Origin of the sequence: Ruegeria intermedia (assembly GCF_900129345.1) — a bacterium.
GTDB lineage: Bacteria > Pseudomonadota > Alphaproteobacteria > Rhodobacterales > Rhodobacteraceae > Ruegeria > Ruegeria intermedia.
The window spans coordinates 80,944-94,570 of record NZ_FQVK01000012.1 but is presented as its reverse complement, the minus strand read 5'-3'; the positions used below and the strand labels follow the sequence as shown (position 1 = coordinate 94,570).

General features: G+C 64.3%; 18 protein-coding genes. 4 read left to right on the top strand and 14 right to left on the bottom strand.

The window, feature by feature from the left end; all coding sequences use genetic code 11:
• Positions 1-4: 4 nt before the first annotated feature.
• From nusA to pip, 4 genes are all read right to left on the bottom strand, one after another.
• Positions 5-1,687, bottom strand: coding sequence for a transcription termination factor NusA (gene nusA / locus F3H26_RS10430; RefSeq protein WP_149775997.1), 1,683 nt, complete (start codon positions 1,685-1,687; stop codon positions 5-7).
• Positions 1,687-2,277 (bottom strand): ribosome maturation factor RimP, encoded by a 591-nt coding sequence (rimP, locus tag F3H26_RS10425; protein ID WP_149775996.1) that lies wholly within the window; start codon positions 2,275-2,277, stop codon positions 1,687-1,689. Before rimP ends, nusA begins: the two co-directional genes overlap by 1 nt.
• 182 nt (positions 2,278-2,459) lie before the next feature.
• Positions 2,460-3,281 carry an ABC transporter substrate-binding protein gene (locus tag F3H26_RS10420; protein WP_149775995.1) on the bottom strand — a complete coding sequence of 274 codons (822 nt, stop codon included), beginning with the start codon at positions 3,279-3,281 and terminating at the stop codon, positions 2,460-2,462.
• Positions 3,278-4,255, bottom strand: coding sequence for a prolyl aminopeptidase (gene pip, locus F3H26_RS10415; RefSeq protein WP_149775994.1), 978 nt, complete (start codon positions 4,253-4,255; stop codon positions 3,278-3,280). The genes F3H26_RS10420 and pip overlap by 4 nt, the downstream gene beginning before the upstream one ends.
• 48 nt (positions 4,256-4,303) lie before the next feature.
• Between pip and ubiG the strand changes: the two genes are divergently transcribed.
• Positions 4,304-5,050, top strand: coding sequence for a bifunctional 2-polyprenyl-6-hydroxyphenol methylase/3-demethylubiquinol 3-O-methyltransferase UbiG (ubiG, locus tag F3H26_RS10410; RefSeq protein WP_149775993.1), 747 nt, complete (start codon positions 4,304-4,306; stop codon positions 5,048-5,050).
• 3 nt (positions 5,051-5,053) lie between these two features.
• Here the strand turns inward: ubiG and F3H26_RS10405 are convergent, their stop codons facing one another.
• From F3H26_RS10405 to F3H26_RS10390, 4 genes are read right to left on the bottom strand one after another with little or no spacing between them, the layout of a single operon-like run.
• A complete protein-coding gene (locus F3H26_RS10405) occupies positions 5,054-5,494 on the bottom strand; it encodes a MarR family winged helix-turn-helix transcriptional regulator (RefSeq protein ID WP_005979313.1) in 441 nt (146 codons plus the stop codon).
• Positions 5,495-5,508: 14 nt separating this feature from the next.
• Positions 5,509-6,339 (bottom strand): carbon-nitrogen hydrolase family protein, encoded by an 831-nt coding sequence (locus F3H26_RS10400; protein WP_149775992.1) that lies wholly within the window; start codon positions 6,337-6,339, stop codon positions 5,509-5,511.
• A complete protein-coding gene (gene grxC / locus F3H26_RS10395) occupies positions 6,339-6,596 on the bottom strand; it encodes a glutaredoxin 3 (protein ID WP_005979317.1) in 258 nt (85 codons plus the stop codon). Before grxC ends, F3H26_RS10400 begins: the two co-directional genes overlap by 1 nt.
• 37 nt (positions 6,597-6,633) lie before the next feature.
• Positions 6,634-7,398: a ComF family protein gene (locus F3H26_RS10390; RefSeq protein ID WP_188127741.1), complete on the bottom strand. Its 765-nt coding sequence runs from the start codon at positions 7,396-7,398 to the stop codon at positions 6,634-6,636.
• Here F3H26_RS10390 and F3H26_RS10385 point away from each other — a divergent pair.
• Positions 7,379-8,209: a methyltransferase domain-containing protein gene (locus tag F3H26_RS10385; RefSeq protein ID WP_149775991.1), complete on the top strand. Its 831-nt coding sequence runs from the start codon at positions 7,379-7,381 to the stop codon at positions 8,207-8,209. The genes F3H26_RS10390 and F3H26_RS10385 overlap by 20 nt on opposite strands.
• Positions 8,210-8,265: 56 nt before the next feature.
• On the top strand, positions 8,266-9,315 hold the full coding sequence (gene hemH, locus F3H26_RS10380) for a ferrochelatase (RefSeq protein WP_149775990.1): 1,050 nt from the start codon (positions 8,266-8,268) through the stop codon (positions 9,313-9,315).
• A gap of 73 nt (positions 9,316-9,388) precedes the next feature.
• On the opposite strand, the gene F3H26_RS10375 is transcribed toward hemH, so the two are convergent.
• Both F3H26_RS10375 and F3H26_RS10370 read right to left on the bottom strand, forming a co-directional pair.
• Positions 9,389-9,571: a hypothetical protein gene (locus F3H26_RS10375; protein ID WP_005979327.1), complete on the bottom strand. Its 183-nt coding sequence runs from the start codon at positions 9,569-9,571 to the stop codon at positions 9,389-9,391.
• Between the two features lie 140 nt (positions 9,572-9,711).
• The gene (locus F3H26_RS10370) at positions 9,712-10,311 is read right to left on the bottom strand and encodes a L,D-transpeptidase (protein WP_149775989.1); all 600 of its coding nucleotides are present in this window, start codon (positions 10,309-10,311) and stop codon (positions 9,712-9,714) included.
• 168 nt (positions 10,312-10,479) lie between these two features.
• On the opposite strand from F3H26_RS10370, the gene F3H26_RS10365 reads away from it, so the two are divergent.
• Entirely contained in the window at positions 10,480-10,998 is a 519-nt protein-coding gene (locus tag F3H26_RS10365; protein ID WP_149776016.1) for a CAP domain-containing protein, read from the top strand.
• Between the two features lie 51 nt (positions 10,999-11,049).
• On the opposite strand, the gene F3H26_RS10360 is transcribed toward F3H26_RS10365, so the two are convergent.
• The 4 genes from F3H26_RS10360 to F3H26_RS10345 form a co-directional block, all read right to left on the bottom strand.
• Positions 11,050-11,514, bottom strand: coding sequence for a PTS sugar transporter subunit IIA (locus F3H26_RS10360; protein WP_149775988.1), 465 nt, complete (start codon positions 11,512-11,514; stop codon positions 11,050-11,052).
• A 59-nt stretch (positions 11,515-11,573) separates the two neighbouring features.
• Positions 11,574-12,137: a ribosome hibernation-promoting factor, HPF/YfiA family gene (gene hpf / locus F3H26_RS10355; RefSeq protein WP_149775987.1), complete on the bottom strand. Its 564-nt coding sequence runs from the start codon at positions 12,135-12,137 to the stop codon at positions 11,574-11,576.
• Between the two features lie 251 nt (positions 12,138-12,388).
• Complete coding sequence (gene lptB / locus F3H26_RS10350) at positions 12,389-13,147, bottom strand: LPS export ABC transporter ATP-binding protein (protein WP_149775986.1); 759 nt, start codon at positions 13,145-13,147, stop codon at positions 12,389-12,391.
• Complete coding sequence (locus F3H26_RS10345; RefSeq protein ID WP_223162479.1) at positions 13,147-13,614, bottom strand: LptA/OstA family protein; 468 nt, start codon at positions 13,612-13,614, stop codon at positions 13,147-13,149. The genes lptB and F3H26_RS10345 overlap by 1 nt, the downstream gene beginning before the upstream one ends.
• Positions 13,615-13,627 lie beyond the last annotated feature (13 nt).

The following is a 13,627-nucleotide window of genomic DNA, read 5'->3' as shown; positions in this document are numbered from 1 at the left end:
GCAATCAGGCCTCGGCCTCCTCTTCCACCGTTTCACCCTCGGCGTCTTCCTCGGGCTGCTCCAGCTCGGCGGGATCGACCCAGCCCAGCATGACCCGTGCCGTCATGACCAGGTCCTGCGCCTCTTCCAGCGTCACGCCGAAGGGCTCCAGAATACCGTCGTCCTTGACCCGCTGGCCGTCAACCGTGGTCCAGCCGCCGGCCAGTTCCCAATCGGCGCAGGTGGCGAAGTCCTCGAGCGTTTTCACGCCGTCCTTGGCCAGTGCCTCAACCATCTGGGGCGTCAGGCCCTCGAATTCAATGAGGCTGTCCTCGGCGCCCAGCGCACGGGCGTTGTCCAGCGCCGCCTTGGCCTGGGCTTCGATGACGTCGCGGGCGCGTGCCTGCAGCTCGTTCGCGGTGCCCTCGTCGACACCGTCGATTACCAGCAGCTCGTCCAGCTCGACATAGGCGACCTCTTCGAGGTTGGTGAAGCCTTCCGAAACCAGAAGCTGGGCGAAGAATTCGTCCAGGTCGAGGCTGTCCATGAACAGCTTGGTCCGCGCCTCGAACTCCTTCTGGCGGCGGGCCGATTCCTCGGCCTCGGTCATGATGTCGATGTCCAGACCGGTCAGCTGGCTGGCCAGGCGCACGTTCTGACCGCGGCGGCCGATGGCCAGAGACAGCTGGTCTTCGGGCACGACGACCTCGATCTTGCCGGCTTCCTCGTCCAGAACCACCTTGGAAACCTCGGCCGGCTGCAGCGCGTTCACCAGGAAGGTCGGCTGATCCTCGTTCCACGGAATGATGTCGATCTTTTCGCCCTGCAGTTCGTTCACGACGGCCTGCACGCGGCTGCCGCGCATACCGACACAGGCGCCGACGGGGTCGATCGAGTTGTCATGCGAGATCACGGCGATCTTGGCGCGCGATCCGGGGTCGCGGGCCACGGCCTTGATCTCGATGATGCCGTCATAGATTTCCGGCACTTCCATCTTGAACAGCTCGGCCATGAACTCGGGCGCGGTGCGCGACAGGAAGATCTGGTGACCGCGCGGTTCGCGGCGGACTTCCTTGATGTAGGCGCGCACCCGGTCGTTGGGGCGATAGCTTTCGCGGCCGATCTTGTCGTTGCGGCGCAGAACCGCCTCGGCCCCGCCCAGATCGACGATCACGTTGCCGAATTCCTCGCGCTTGACGGCGCCGTTGATGATGGTGCCGACACGATCCTTGAAATCTTCGTACTGGCGGTCGCGCTCGGCCTCGCGGACCTTTTGCAGGATGACCTGTTTGGCCGACTGCGCGGCGATCCGGCCCATTTCGACGGGCGGAACCTCTTCCTGGAACACGTCGCCCACCTGCGGACCGGTCGAGAAATCCTCGATCGGCTGTCCGTCGCGCAGCCAGACCGCGCGACCATCCTTGCTGGGTTCGAAATAGGCGCGCGCCTGATCGACGGTCATCTCGGCCTGATAGTTCTCGAGCTCTTCCTCATCTACCACGGTGCGCACGCGGGTAAAGGTCGCCCTGCCGGTCTTGCGGTCGATCGAAACGCGGATGTCCATCTCGGCGCCGTAGCGGCTCTTGGCGGCACGGGCGAGCGATTCCTCCATCGCTTCGACGACCAGACCGGGGTCGATCATCTTTTCGCGGGCCACGGCCTCGGCGGTCTGCAGCAGCTCCAGCTGGTTTGCTGAGGTGATTGCCATCAGTTCGTCTCCTCTTCGGACCCTTCGGTCTCAATCTCGTCGAAAGCGTTTTCGTTCAGGGCGCCGGCATCCTTGCGCTGGCGCAGCATTTCCTTGATCAGGTCATCGGTCAGGACCAGCTTGGCGTCGCTCAGCCAATCGAATTGCAGACCGATGGTCACGGTCTCTTCGCCATTGGGGATGTTGATCAGAACCTCATCCCCTTCGACACCGGCCAGTTCCCCCTTGAAGCGGCGGCGGCCGTCGATCAGTTCGGTGGTTTCCAGCTTGGCCTCGTAGCCCTCGAACGTCTCGAAGTCCTTCAGCCGCGTCAGCGGACGGTCGATGCCGGGGCTGGACACCTCGAGCGTATAGGCGTCGAGGATCGGGTCCTCGACGTCCAGCGTGGCGCTGACCGCGTTCGAGATCTCGGCGCAATCATCCACCTCGATGCCGCCATCGGGCTTGTCGGCCATGATCTGCAGCGTGGTCTGCTTGCCGCTCATCAGGCGGATGCGGACCAGCTCATACCCCAGATCCTCGATCACCGGAGTGATGATCTCGGCCAGTCGTCGGTCGATCGCCGCCTTGGCTATCAGGTCGTTTGTCATGTGGTGCTCTACCCTTCGATCGGGCACAAAAAAACGGGCGCGCGGCCCGTCAAACTTTCCGGTGGAGCCCCGGACCAGTAGTCCGACGCGCCGCTGTTGCAACTGCATATACGCAGGACGCCCCGAGTCTGCAACCCCTGCCGTCAACGAACGGACAATCGGCGTCGGTTTTCAGGCCGGTTTCAGGCCATCCACCAGCGTTCCGCGATGCGCCCATCGTCCAAGGGGGCCCCCCGCCCGATCCGGCGCGGCAGGCCCACGGTGCCGGAGATCGCCAGCGACATCTCTGATTCGCTGGGGAAGAACCGCACGCCACCCAGACCGCGCAGCCCTTGCGCCGCCGGCAGCACCGACACGTCCACGTATCGGTCGCGCAGCGCCTCGGCCCGCACGGCCGGGTCGGAGATCACGATGATGTCGACCGCCTCCAACCAGCCGGCCTGACCATCCTTGTAGTGGCCCTCGACCCGGCGGCCGCGGAAATGGCGCCCGTCCTCGGCCCGCTCGACCCGGTAACACCCGGTGCCGTTCGCCTGCTGCAGCGGCGACACGCTCTGCCCGTCGCGGGTGATGACGAACCGGGTATCGGCCAGCAGGAACGGCAGGCCGGGGTTGGCCTCGGCCAGTTCGATCCGGATGCGGTCCGACGCCAGGGCTTCGGCGCGTCCGACCTCGGACAGGACCGCCAGAACATCCCCGGCCGTCAGCGCCGCGCCGTCGTGAAACACCGCATCGGCACGCAGGTCGAAGGTCCAGACCCGGGCCTCGGAATCGGTCTGCCAGGCGGTCGCCAGCTCGCCGCGCAGAGTGCCGTCGGGCGCAATCTCGGTCAGGGTGTCGAACACCGCACCCCGGGCCAGCCGGTCCAGACTGTCGTCTCGCGGTACCGCAATGCGCAGCACGCCGCCCGATTTCGGCGTATCCGCCAGCGAGGCCCCCGTCGCGGCCAGCAGGGCCGCGGCGGCACCCGAGGTGAACAGGGCACGGCGGTCGATGCGGGTCATGCCATCTCCTGCGCGGTTCGGTCCATGATGCGCACCAGTTCGGCGCTGATCCCCGGTTCCGACAGGGCGTGACCGGCCTGCCGCACCATCTTCAGCTCGGCCTCGGGCCACTTCTCGGCCAGGCTCCAGGCCGCCTGCGGGGGGCAGATCATGTCATACCGGCCCTGCACGATATGGCCGGGGATATGCGCGATCCGGTCCATCCGGTCCAGAATCTGGCCGTCATATTCCAAAAACGCCTTGTTGATGAAATAGTGATTCTCGAGCCGCGCGAAGGTGCGCGCATATTCGCCGGGGCTTTCACCGACGGCACCATTCGTGTGGATCGAGGCCAGCGCGTTTTCCCAGTGCGACCAGGCGCGGGCGTACAGGATCTCGGTCGCGCGATCGCCCGAGAACAACCGCTTGTTGTAGGCGCCGATGGTGTCGGACAGTTCCGAGTCGCGCAGCAGCGAGGTGAAGCGCGCCCATTGCTCGGGCCAGAACTTGCCGGCCCCGCCGCCATAGAACCAGTCGAGCTCTGCCTGCGTGGCCAGAAACACGCCGCGCAGAACCAGGCGGGTCACCCGGTCGGGGTGGGTTTGAGCATAGATCAGCGCCAGCGTGGCGCCCCAGCTGCCGCCGAACACGATCCAGTCATCGATCTCGAACAGTTTCCGCAGGCGCTCGATATCGGCCACCAGGTGCCAGGTCGTGTTGTTCTCGACCGAGGCCGTGGGCCGCGACCGGCCGCAGCCGCGCTGGTCGAACAGAATAACCCGGTAGACCTCGGGGTCGAAATAGCGCCGCATGGCCGGGCTGCAGCCGCCGCCGGGCCCGCCATGCAGAACCACCACCGCAATCCCGTCGGGATTGCCGCATTGCTCCACATAGATGCGGTGCCCGTCGCCCATATCCACCACGCGCTGGTCGAACGGATCGACCGGCGGGTAAAGATATTGCACTGCGCGCTTTTGGTCCGGGTACTTGTCCATTATGGCACTATATAGTCTTACAGCGTAAAAGAGCACACGGAGACAGGAATGCAAGCGCATCCGAACACGGTGGACCCGTCCGAGATCGCAAAATTCGAGGCCATGGCCGCCGAATGGTGGGACCCGCACGGGAAATTCAAACCGCTGCACATGCTCAATCCGTGCCGTCTGGACTATATCACACAGCAGATCGCGGGCGAATTTGACCGGGATCTGACGGCTCCGAAACCGTTCGAGGGCCTGCGCCTGCTGGATATCGGCTGCGGCGGCGGGCTGCTGAGCGAGCCGATGGCGCGGCTGGGGGCCGAGGTCGTGGGCGCCGACGCGGCCGAGCGCAACCTGCCCGTGGCCCGCATCCATGCCGAGCAATCCGGCCTGCAAATCGACTATCGCCACACCACCGCCGAGGCGATGGCCGACGCGGGCGAGCAGTTCGACGTGGTGCTGAACATGGAGGTGGTCGAGCATGTGGCCGACCCGCTGGCCTATCTGACCGCCACGCAACGGCTGTTGAAACCCGGCGGGCTGGAAGTCTGTTCGACCATAAACCGCAACCCGAAATCCTACGCCATGGCGATTTTCGGGGCCGAGGTCGTCATGCGCTGGCTGCCGCGCGGCACCCATGAATGGTCCAAGTTCATCACCCCGGACGAGCTGTTTGACCTGCTGCGCCAGGCCGGTCTGGACCCGGTGGACCGCAAAGGATTCGTATTCAACCCGATCACCTGGAGCTGGTCGATCTCGGACCGGGACCTGAGCGTGAACTACGTCACCGCCAGCGTGAAGCCGGGCTGAGGCCTATTCCTCTTCCAGCTTCATGCGCAGGTCGCGCAGAACCGGCAGGGTCGTGCGCACACGCTCAAGACCCAGCTCGCCCACGACCCGGTTGATCAGAGGTGCGATGGCCGAGATCGCCTGATCCCGTGCCCGTCGGCCGGCCGGGCTGATCGCCACCATCTTGCGGCGGGCATCGTCCCAGTCGGGGCGGATGTGGATGTATCCGGCCCATTCCAGCTTGGCCAAGGTGTTGGTCATCGCCCCACGCGTCACGTGGAACGTGCGGGCCAGCTGCGCGGGCGTCCGCTCGCCCCCCACGAACACCAGGTGGTTCAGCACCGAGAAATGCGAAATTTCCATGCCCTTGGGCAGCACCCGGCTCAGCCGGTTCCGCAGCAATTGGTCCGCGGTCAGGATCTCGCTGAACAGCGCGACCGCCAGGGCGTTGGTTTCGTCAGTCATAACCCGGTTCTGGATCAGGGCCCGTCGAACGGGCGAACATGTGTCAGGGACGGCACGCGCCGCCGTGCCTCTGTAACAGACCTATCATCCAGATCAAAAAAGTGAATGCCGGTCTGAGTGCCTGCGTCGATCAGCACCTCGCCCCAGGGCGTCACGACCATGCTGTGCCCGTGGGTCTGGCGCGTTTTGCCGCGGGTCTTGGGGTGTTCTCCGGTCTGCGCGGGGGCAATGACCCAACAGCCGGTCTCGATGGCGCGGGCGCGCAGCAGCGGTTCCCAATGGGCCGCGCCGGTCACCGGAGAAAACGCCGCCGGAACCGTCAGGATCGTGGCCCCGCCCTGCGCCAGCGCGGCGTGCAGATGCGGGAACCGGATGTCGTAGCAGATGGTCATGCCGACCTTGCCGAAGGCGGTCTCGGCGATCACCGCCCGCGACCCGGGGCGATAGCTGGCCGATTCGCGAAAGGTCTCGGTCTCGGTGACCTGCACGTCGAACATATGGATCTTGTCATAGCGCGCCACGATCCCGCCCTGCGGGTCGATCATGAAGGACCGGTTGGCGAACCGCCCGTCGGCGTCATGAGTCTTCAGCCCCAGCGATCCGATCAGCAGCCACACGCCCAATTCCGCCGCCTGTTCGCGCAGGCCCGCCAGGGTGATGTCGTCTTCCTCGTGCTGCAGCACCTCGCGTTGGCGCGTTCCGCTGGTCGAGACGCAGTTGGTGACCTCGGGCGTCAGGATGAACCCCGCGCCCCGGTCCGCGGCCTCGGCCATCATGGCGCGCACCATGTCCAGGTTCGCGGCCGGGTCGTCCGACGAGGTGATCTGCAGCAGGGCGGTTCTCATCAGGCGGCCAACAGCGGGTCCAGCTTGCCGGCCTGTTCGAGTTCATACAGGTCGTCGCAGCCACCGACATGGGTGTCACCGATGAAGATCTGAGGCACCGTGCGCCGGCCGCCCGCCCGCTGGATCATCTCGGGCTTGCGTTTGGGGTTCATCAAAACGTCGATCTCCTCATAGGCGACGCCTTTCTGGTTCAGCAGCCGTTTGGCCGCGTGGCAAAAGCCGCACAGCGGCGAGGTATAGATGACAACCGGTTTCATGGTCCGTTCCCTTGGATTTCGCGCAATCTAGGGGGAATTAGGCATCCTTGGCAACGCGCGCCAGTACCAACACGGAAATATCATCCGCCCCGGCCGCCCGGCAGGCGCGGGCGCAGGCCGCCAGGGTCGCACCCGATGTCATCACGTCATCGACCAGCAGCACGGGGCGCCCCGGCAGGCGGTCCGCCCGGCGCGGATGCACGGTGATCGCATCGCGCAACGTTTCGGTCCGTTCGGCGGCCGTTTTCCCCTCCAGCGCCGGGGTGCGCCGGCTGCGCAGCAGCAGGTCGGGGCAAACCGGCAATCCGACCGTTTTTCCCAGATGCTGCGCCAGCAGCGCCGACTGGTTGTACCGACGCTTCAACAGGCGCGACCAGTGCAGCGGCACCGGTGCAATCAGCATATCCGACCGAAACAGAGAGCGCCCGGCTTGCGCCATCCAACGCGCCGCGGGCCTGGCCAGTTCCGTCCGGTCGCCATGTTTCAGCGCCAAGACCAACGCCCGCGCCTTGCCCGCGTACAACAGCGTACCGCGCCCCTCGGACCAGGGCGGCGGCTGGCGCATGCAGTCATCACACTCGACCCGGTCACCGTCGTCCTCGCCCGGCAACGGGACGCCGCAGCTGGCACAGACCAGCCCCCCGATGAACGGCGTATCGCGCCAGCATGGCCCACACAGCCCGAAATCCGATTCGGTCATCTCGCCGCAACCGATGCAGCGCGGCGGGTACACGACCTTGATGGCGGTTTGAATCCGCTGCCATATGCGATAACTGCGCTCTATGGACCCATCCGCAGCCAAGACACCCTCATTGTTTGACCGATCCGCCCTGGCCGCGCATCGCGCCCGGGCCCGGGACGACGCCCTGTTCCTGCACCGCGCCGCCGTCGACGAGGTGCAGGATCGCCTCGCCGTGGTTAACAAAACCTTTACGGCGCCCGCGATCGTGACCCCTTTTGCCCAAGTATGGGCAGGCGTTCTGAACGGCGCGCGCATCGTGCCCGATGACGAGGTTCTGGACCTGTCCCCGGGCGCGCATGACCTGGTGATCCACGCCATGGCTTTGCATTGGGCGAATGACCCGGTCGGTCAGCTGATCCAATGCGCCCGCGCCCTGAAGCCGGACGGGCTGTTGCTGGTGGTCTGTCTGGGCGGCGAGACGCTGCACGAATTGCGGGCCGCGCTGGGTCAGGCCGAGATCGAGGTGACCGGCGGGCTCAGCCCGCGTGTCGCGCCGATGGCGGAACTGCGCGATCTTGGTGCCCTGTTGCAACGCGCCGGGTTGGCCCTGCCCGTGGCCGACCGGGTGCCGCTGACGGCGACCTACCGCGACCTGTGGCACCTGATGGCCGACCTGCGCGCCATGGGCGAGGCCAACGCGGTGACCGAACGGCTGAAACACCCCACGCGCCGGTCCGTGTTTCATAGGGCACAACACATCTATGCCGAAAGCTTCGCCGCCTCCGACGGGCGCCTGGCCGCCACGTTCGAGCTGGTCTGCCTGACCGGCTGGGCACCGGATGCCAGCCAGCCCAAGCCGCTGCGGCCCGGCTCGGCCCAGGTCAGCCTGGCCGAGGCCCTCGGCACGAAAGAAGGCAAACTGTACGATTGACCCCGTGATCCATCCGATTAATTCAGGCACTTAAGGAAAAACTCAGGAAACCCACCATGTTCGACGCCATCCGCCCCGCGCACGCGCCCGCAGATCACCCGAAGGTCAAGATGGGGCGCGTCGGCATTCTGCTGGCCAATCTGGGCACGCCGGATGATTACAGCTATTGGCCGATGCGCCGCTATCTGAACGAATTCCTGTCCGACCGGCGGGTGATCGACTATCCGGCCTGGAAATGGCAGCCGATCCTGCAGGCGATCATTCTGACCAAACGCCCCTTCAGCTCGGGCGCGGCGTACAAGTCGATCTGGAACCACGACAAGGGCGAAAGCCCGCTGATGACCATCACCAAGGACCAGACCGCCAAGCTGCGCGCAGCGATGCAGGACCGCTATGGTGACAAGGTCATGGTGGATTTCTGCATGCGTTACGGGAACCCCTCGACCAAATCCAAGGTCCGGCAGATGGTGGCCGAGGGCTGCGACCGCATCCTGTTCTTCCCGCTCTATCCGCAATATGCGGGCGCCACGACCGCCACCGCGAACGACCAGTTCTTTCGCGCGCTGATGGAGGAGGCCCGGCAGCCCGCCAGCCGCACGGTGCCGGCCTATTTCGACGAGCCAGCCTATATCGACGCCCTGGCGCAGTCGGTCGAGCGCGCCTATGCCGCAATGGAGACCAGGCCGGACATTCTGGTCTGTTCCTATCATGGCATGCCGGAACGCTACCTGATGCAGGGTGATCCGTACCACTGCCAGTGCGCCAAGACGTCGCGACTGCTGAAAGAGCGGCTGGGCTGGTCGGACGATCAACTGGTGACCACCTTCCAGTCACGTTTCGGACCCGAGGAATGGTTGAAACCCTACACCGTCGACCACGTCGCCGAACTGGCCCGACAAGGCAAAAAGAACATCGCCGTCATTGCCCCGGCCTTTTCCGCTGACTGCATCGAAACTCTGGAAGAGATCAACGAAGAGATCCGCGAAAGCTTTGAAGAGGCCGGCGGCGAGACCTTCACCTATATCCCCTGCCTGAACGACGAGGACGCGCATATCGCGGCCCTGGGCAAAGTTGTCGAGGACAACCTGAAAGGCTGGCTGGACTGAACCGGCCCCGGAACACGCATGAAAAAAGGCGGTGGAAATCCACCGCCTTTCTTTTTTTCATGGTCCGTCGGGCTTAGCCGGCAGCAACAGCTGCGGCAACGACGACCAGCAGGATCAGCGGCAGGATGATGCCCTGCGACGAGCCCTGGGTCTCTTCGACGACAACCGGTGCTTCCACAACCGGCTCTTCCAGGTTGCCGGCATATGCGGTCGAAGCAGCAGCGGTCAGGGCAGCAGCGAGAACGAGTTTCTTCATGTTAACCTCCAAAGTTTGCGTGGCCCCGGGATATTGGAGCCCCGCACCTAAGACTTACCTCGTGATTTTTTCTAAGCAGCAAAGCGTCGCGAATGCAATTGCAACTTGTGCCACCGGCGGGTTGGCGCGGGAAAATGTCGTCAAATTAGCAACACTTGCGTGCCGACCTTGGTCAGAGCGTACAATTCGGCGATATGTTCGTTGAACAGGCCGATGCACCCGTTCGACGACCGCCGCCCGATCTTGCGCGTATCATGCGTGCCGTGAATGCGATAATATTTCCAGCTCAGATACAGGGCATGGGTTCCCAGCGGATTGTCGGGCCCCGGCGGAATATAGTCAGGCCATTCCGGGTTTCTCTTCTTCATCGACGGCGTCGGCGACCAACTGGGCCCCTCGACCTTGCGGATGACGCTGGTGCGACCGCGGCGGGTCAGCTCCTCGGTCAGCGGAACCGAGGACGGGTACAGCTTGTATACCGTCTGATCCTCGGACCAGTAGTGCAGTGCGCGCGACACCGTATCGACCAGAATCGCCCCGTTTCGGGTGTTCGAGAAATAGGGCTGCCACTCCATGGCGCGGAACCCGGACACGTTGCGCCGGACCGGCGGTTCGGGTTCGGGCGCGGGGCGCAGTGGATCGCCGGGTATGAACTGCGCGATCGCCGGACTGGCCAGCAGGGACGTGGCCCCGGCCAGGAACCCGCGGCGCGAAGGCAGGTGAACGTGTTTCTTGGCCATGCCGAAAGGTCCTTTGACAATCAGTATTCAAATTCACCCGCATTTTATGGCCAGAATGCTTCAGTCGCAAATCAAACCGGCAGAAATACGCGAACAAAGGCGATTGGGTCTTTGCGCGATGCATTCGTGCAGGCTATCCCCTCTGCGGAACAACGAACTGGGTCCATGATGACGCGTATCTTTTCTTTGCTGGTGATCTGCCTTGTCGCGCTTGCGGCATGTACCGAAACCTCGGGCACCTCGGCACTGGGGGCGGACGGACGACCGCTGCCCAAGGTCTACAAGATCCGCGGCAACCCCGAGAAGCTGCAGTTCCGCATGCTCGATTCCGTCAACGCGCTGCGCCAGGCCTCGGGCTTGCAACCGGTTCAGCTGAATGCCCAGCTGAACGCGGCCGCGGCGACGCATGCCAAGGACATGGCCCGCCAGAATCGCCCCTGGCACTTTGGGTCCGACGGGTCCTCGCCATTGGATCGCGCGGCACGCGTCGGCTACCCGGGAACGTTTCGAGGCGAGGCCATCTCGGAAACCTACGAGACCGAAACCGAGACCCTGGCCGCCTGGATGCAGGAGCCCGGCCCGCGCTCGGTCATCATGGATCCGAAGGCCACGCAGATGGGGTTTGCCTGGTTCCAGGAAAAGGGCGGAAAGATCTGGTGGGTTCTGGAAATGGGCACCGGCGGCTGACCCTGCCGCGTCCGGCCAGCCCGAAAGGGGCGCACCGCCACATCAGCGGGATCAGGCCGCCTGAACCGATTGCCCAGTGGTCAGAATCGCATACAGCTTGACCGGATCGGGATTGGCCCGCAGCTTGGCGCAGACCGAAGTGTCACGCAGGGTCCGTGACACCAGGGCCAGCGCCTTGAGGTGCTCGACACCGGCCTCCTCGGGGGCGAACAGGGCAAAGGCCAGATCCACGGGCTGCCGGTCGACCGAACCGAAATCAATCGGCTTCTCCAGCATCACGAACACGCCCGCCACGGTATCAAGGCCCGACAGACGAGCATGCGGCAGCGCCACCCCGTGCCCGACACCGGTCGGGCCGAGGCTCTCCCGCTCGAGCAGGCTGTCGACCACGGTCTGCGCATCCAGCCCCAGGGCGCCGGCGGCGACATCCCCGATTTCCTGAAACAGGCGCTTCTTGCTGGATGCGGCGGACAACACGCGCACCGCTTCGGGCTTCAATATGCTCGAAAGCTCCATCATCATGCTCCACGGCAAAGCCCCCGCCGCTGCGGAGGCCCTGCCTTCATCCTTGCCTGTTACGGATCGATCCAGCCGATGTTTCCATCGTCGCGACGATACACGACATTCAATCCGTCCTTGTTTTCGTTCCGGAACACCAGCACCGGAGCGCCCGCGAGTTCCATCTGCATGACAGCCTCACCAACGCTCAGCGATGGGATCTTGGTTTCCATCTCGGCAACGATGATTGGCTGCAAGGAGTCGGGTTCCTGCTCCGGCTCCGATTCGTTCGAGGCGAGGATATAGGACGACGCCCCGAAGAGTTCAACCGGCTCGGACCGCTCGCGGTGGTGGTCCTTCAGGCGGCGCTTGTAGCGGCGCAACTGTTTCTCCATCTTGTCACAGCACGCCTCGAATGCCGCGTAGATCTCGGTGGCATGGGCCTTGGCCTGGGCCGTCAGGCCGGTGGACAGGTGCACGGTGGTTTCACACACATATTCATGCGCCGAACGGGAAAAGACGACGTTGGCGTCCGTTGCGCGCTGGGCATATTTGCCCACAACCTCGCCCAGTTCGGTCTGCACGTGGGTCTGCAGGGCCGCACCGATGTCGATCTGTTTGCCGCTGATTTGGTAACGCATGTGATCTCCTTCACAATTCACACCCCTGTTTGCGCCGCATCATGCGGCAGACTTGTTGTTATGGGGTGGGGGGTCGAGACGCTGTACGGGGTTGCCGATCATCGCGCCCTTCAACGAAGGGGGTCGAGATCCAGACTGAATCCACGCAAGCGTCATGTCCCAATTCAGCCAACAGGCGGCGGCAGAGTCAATCAAAACACGAGCGCATATCCGAGAAAACTGTCGCGGACTTCCGCCGCCATCCGACAAGTCTATGAAATTCGGAAGTTTTCACCCAGATAGACGCGGCGCACGTTCTCGTTCTCGACGACCTCGTCCGGGGTGCCCGACATCAGAACCTGCCCGTCATGCAGGATATAGGCGCGATCCACGATTTCCAGGGTCTCGCGTACGTTGTGGTCGGTGATCAGCACGCCGATCCCGCGCTTTTTCAGGTCGGCCACAAGATGGCGGATATCCCCCACGCTGATCGGATCCACCCCGGCAAACGGTTCATCCAGCAGCAGATATTTCGGATCGGCCGCCAGACACCGCGCGATTTCCACCCGCCGCCGCTCGCCACCCGACAAGGCCAGCGCCGGCGCCCGCCGCAGGTGCTCGATCGAAAAATCCGACAGCAGTTCCTCCAGCCGCTCCTTGCGCCGATGCGCATGCTTGACCGAGATATCCAGAACCGCTGCGATGTTGTCCTCGACGCTGAGCCCGCGGAAGATCGACATCTCCTGCGGCAGATAGCCGATTCCCATCCGTGCCCGCCGGTACATCGGCAGCGTGGTGACGTTCTGACCGTCCAGCGTTACCGAGCCGGCCTCGGGAAAGACCAGCCCGGCCACGGAATAAAACGTCGTGGTCTTGCCCGAACCGTTCGGCCCCAGCAGCGCCACGACTTCGGACCGGTCCAACGTCATCGAGACATCCCGGATCACCGTCTTCTGGCGATAGGATTTCCGCAGCTTGTCGATTTTCAGCCCGGACGCCCCTTCGGTAACGGACAGTTTCGGCCCCGCCATCAATCACCGCCCGACTTGAGGATTGTCTTGACCCGCCCGCTCATGGTCGCGGTTCCGTCCGCCAGATTCGCGACCATCCGGTCGCCGCTGATCGTGCTGGGCCCCTGGCTGAGCAGAACGTTGCCCGTCATGACGACAACCCCGCTGTCGATCGTGTATTCCGCCCAATCCCCTTCGGCCGCATCCGGCGGGCTGACCAGCAGAACGTTGTCGGACGCCTCGAGGCGCTCGATCCCCGAGCGGTCCTCGTTGTAGATCACCAGAACCCGGTCGGCTGACAGGCGCATCTGGCCCTGCACGACGACGACATTGCCCAGAAATTCGGCCGACCCGTCCTCCTGGTTGACCTTGAGCGTTTCCGACGTGACCTCGACCGGAAGGCTTGGGTCGGCCTTGACCGCCCCGAATGCAACCTGGGCTTCCTGGGCGCCCGCCGGGGCCGCCCCAAAGGCCAGTACGGCACACAAAGAAACTATTCGA

Coding starts and splice junctions, on each gene's coding strand:
- pip (WP_149775994.1), bottom strand. CDS start 4,255: ATGGACAAGTACCCGGACCAAAAGCGCGCAGTGCAATATCTTTACCCG.
- lptB (WP_149775986.1), bottom strand. CDS start 13,147: ATGGCGGGGCCGAAACTGTCCGTTACCGAAGGGGCGTCCGGGCTGAAA.
- hemH (WP_149775990.1), top strand. CDS start 8,266: ATGTTCGACGCCATCCGCCCCGCGCACGCGCCCGCAGATCACCCGAAG.
- F3H26_RS10360 (WP_149775988.1), bottom strand. CDS start 11,514: ATGGAGCTTTCGAGCATATTGAAGCCCGAAGCGGTGCGCGTGTTGTCC.
- hpf (WP_149775987.1), bottom strand. CDS start 12,137: ATGCGTTACCAAATCAGCGGCAAACAGATCGACATCGGTGCGGCCCTG.
- nusA (WP_149775997.1), bottom strand. CDS start 1,687: ATGGCAATCACCTCAGCAAACCAGCTGGAGCTGCTGCAGACCGCCGAG.
- F3H26_RS10420 (WP_149775995.1), bottom strand. CDS start 3,281: ATGACCCGCATCGACCGCCGTGCCCTGTTCACCTCGGGTGCCGCCGCG.
- ubiG (WP_149775993.1), top strand. CDS start 4,304: ATGCAAGCGCATCCGAACACGGTGGACCCGTCCGAGATCGCAAAATTC.
- F3H26_RS10400 (WP_149775992.1), bottom strand. CDS start 6,339: ATGAGAACCGCCCTGCTGCAGATCACCTCGTCGGACGACCCGGCCGCG.
- F3H26_RS10370 (WP_149775989.1), bottom strand. CDS start 10,311: ATGGCCAAGAAACACGTTCACCTGCCTTCGCGCCGCGGGTTCCTGGCC.
- grxC (WP_005979317.1), bottom strand. CDS start 6,596: ATGAAACCGGTTGTCATCTATACCTCGCCGCTGTGCGGCTTTTGCCAC.
- F3H26_RS10365 (WP_149776016.1), top strand. CDS start 10,480: ATGACGCGTATCTTTTCTTTGCTGGTGATCTGCCTTGTCGCGCTTGCG.
- rimP (WP_149775996.1), bottom strand. CDS start 2,277: ATGACAAACGACCTGATAGCCAAGGCGGCGATCGACCGACGACTGGCC.
- F3H26_RS10375 (WP_005979327.1), bottom strand. CDS start 9,571: ATGAAGAAACTCGTTCTCGCTGCTGCCCTGACCGCTGCTGCTTCGACC.
- F3H26_RS10405 (WP_005979313.1), bottom strand. CDS start 5,494: ATGACTGACGAAACCAACGCCCTGGCGGTCGCGCTGTTCAGCGAGATC.
- F3H26_RS10385 (WP_149775991.1), top strand. CDS start 7,379: ATGGACCCATCCGCAGCCAAGACACCCTCATTGTTTGACCGATCCGCC.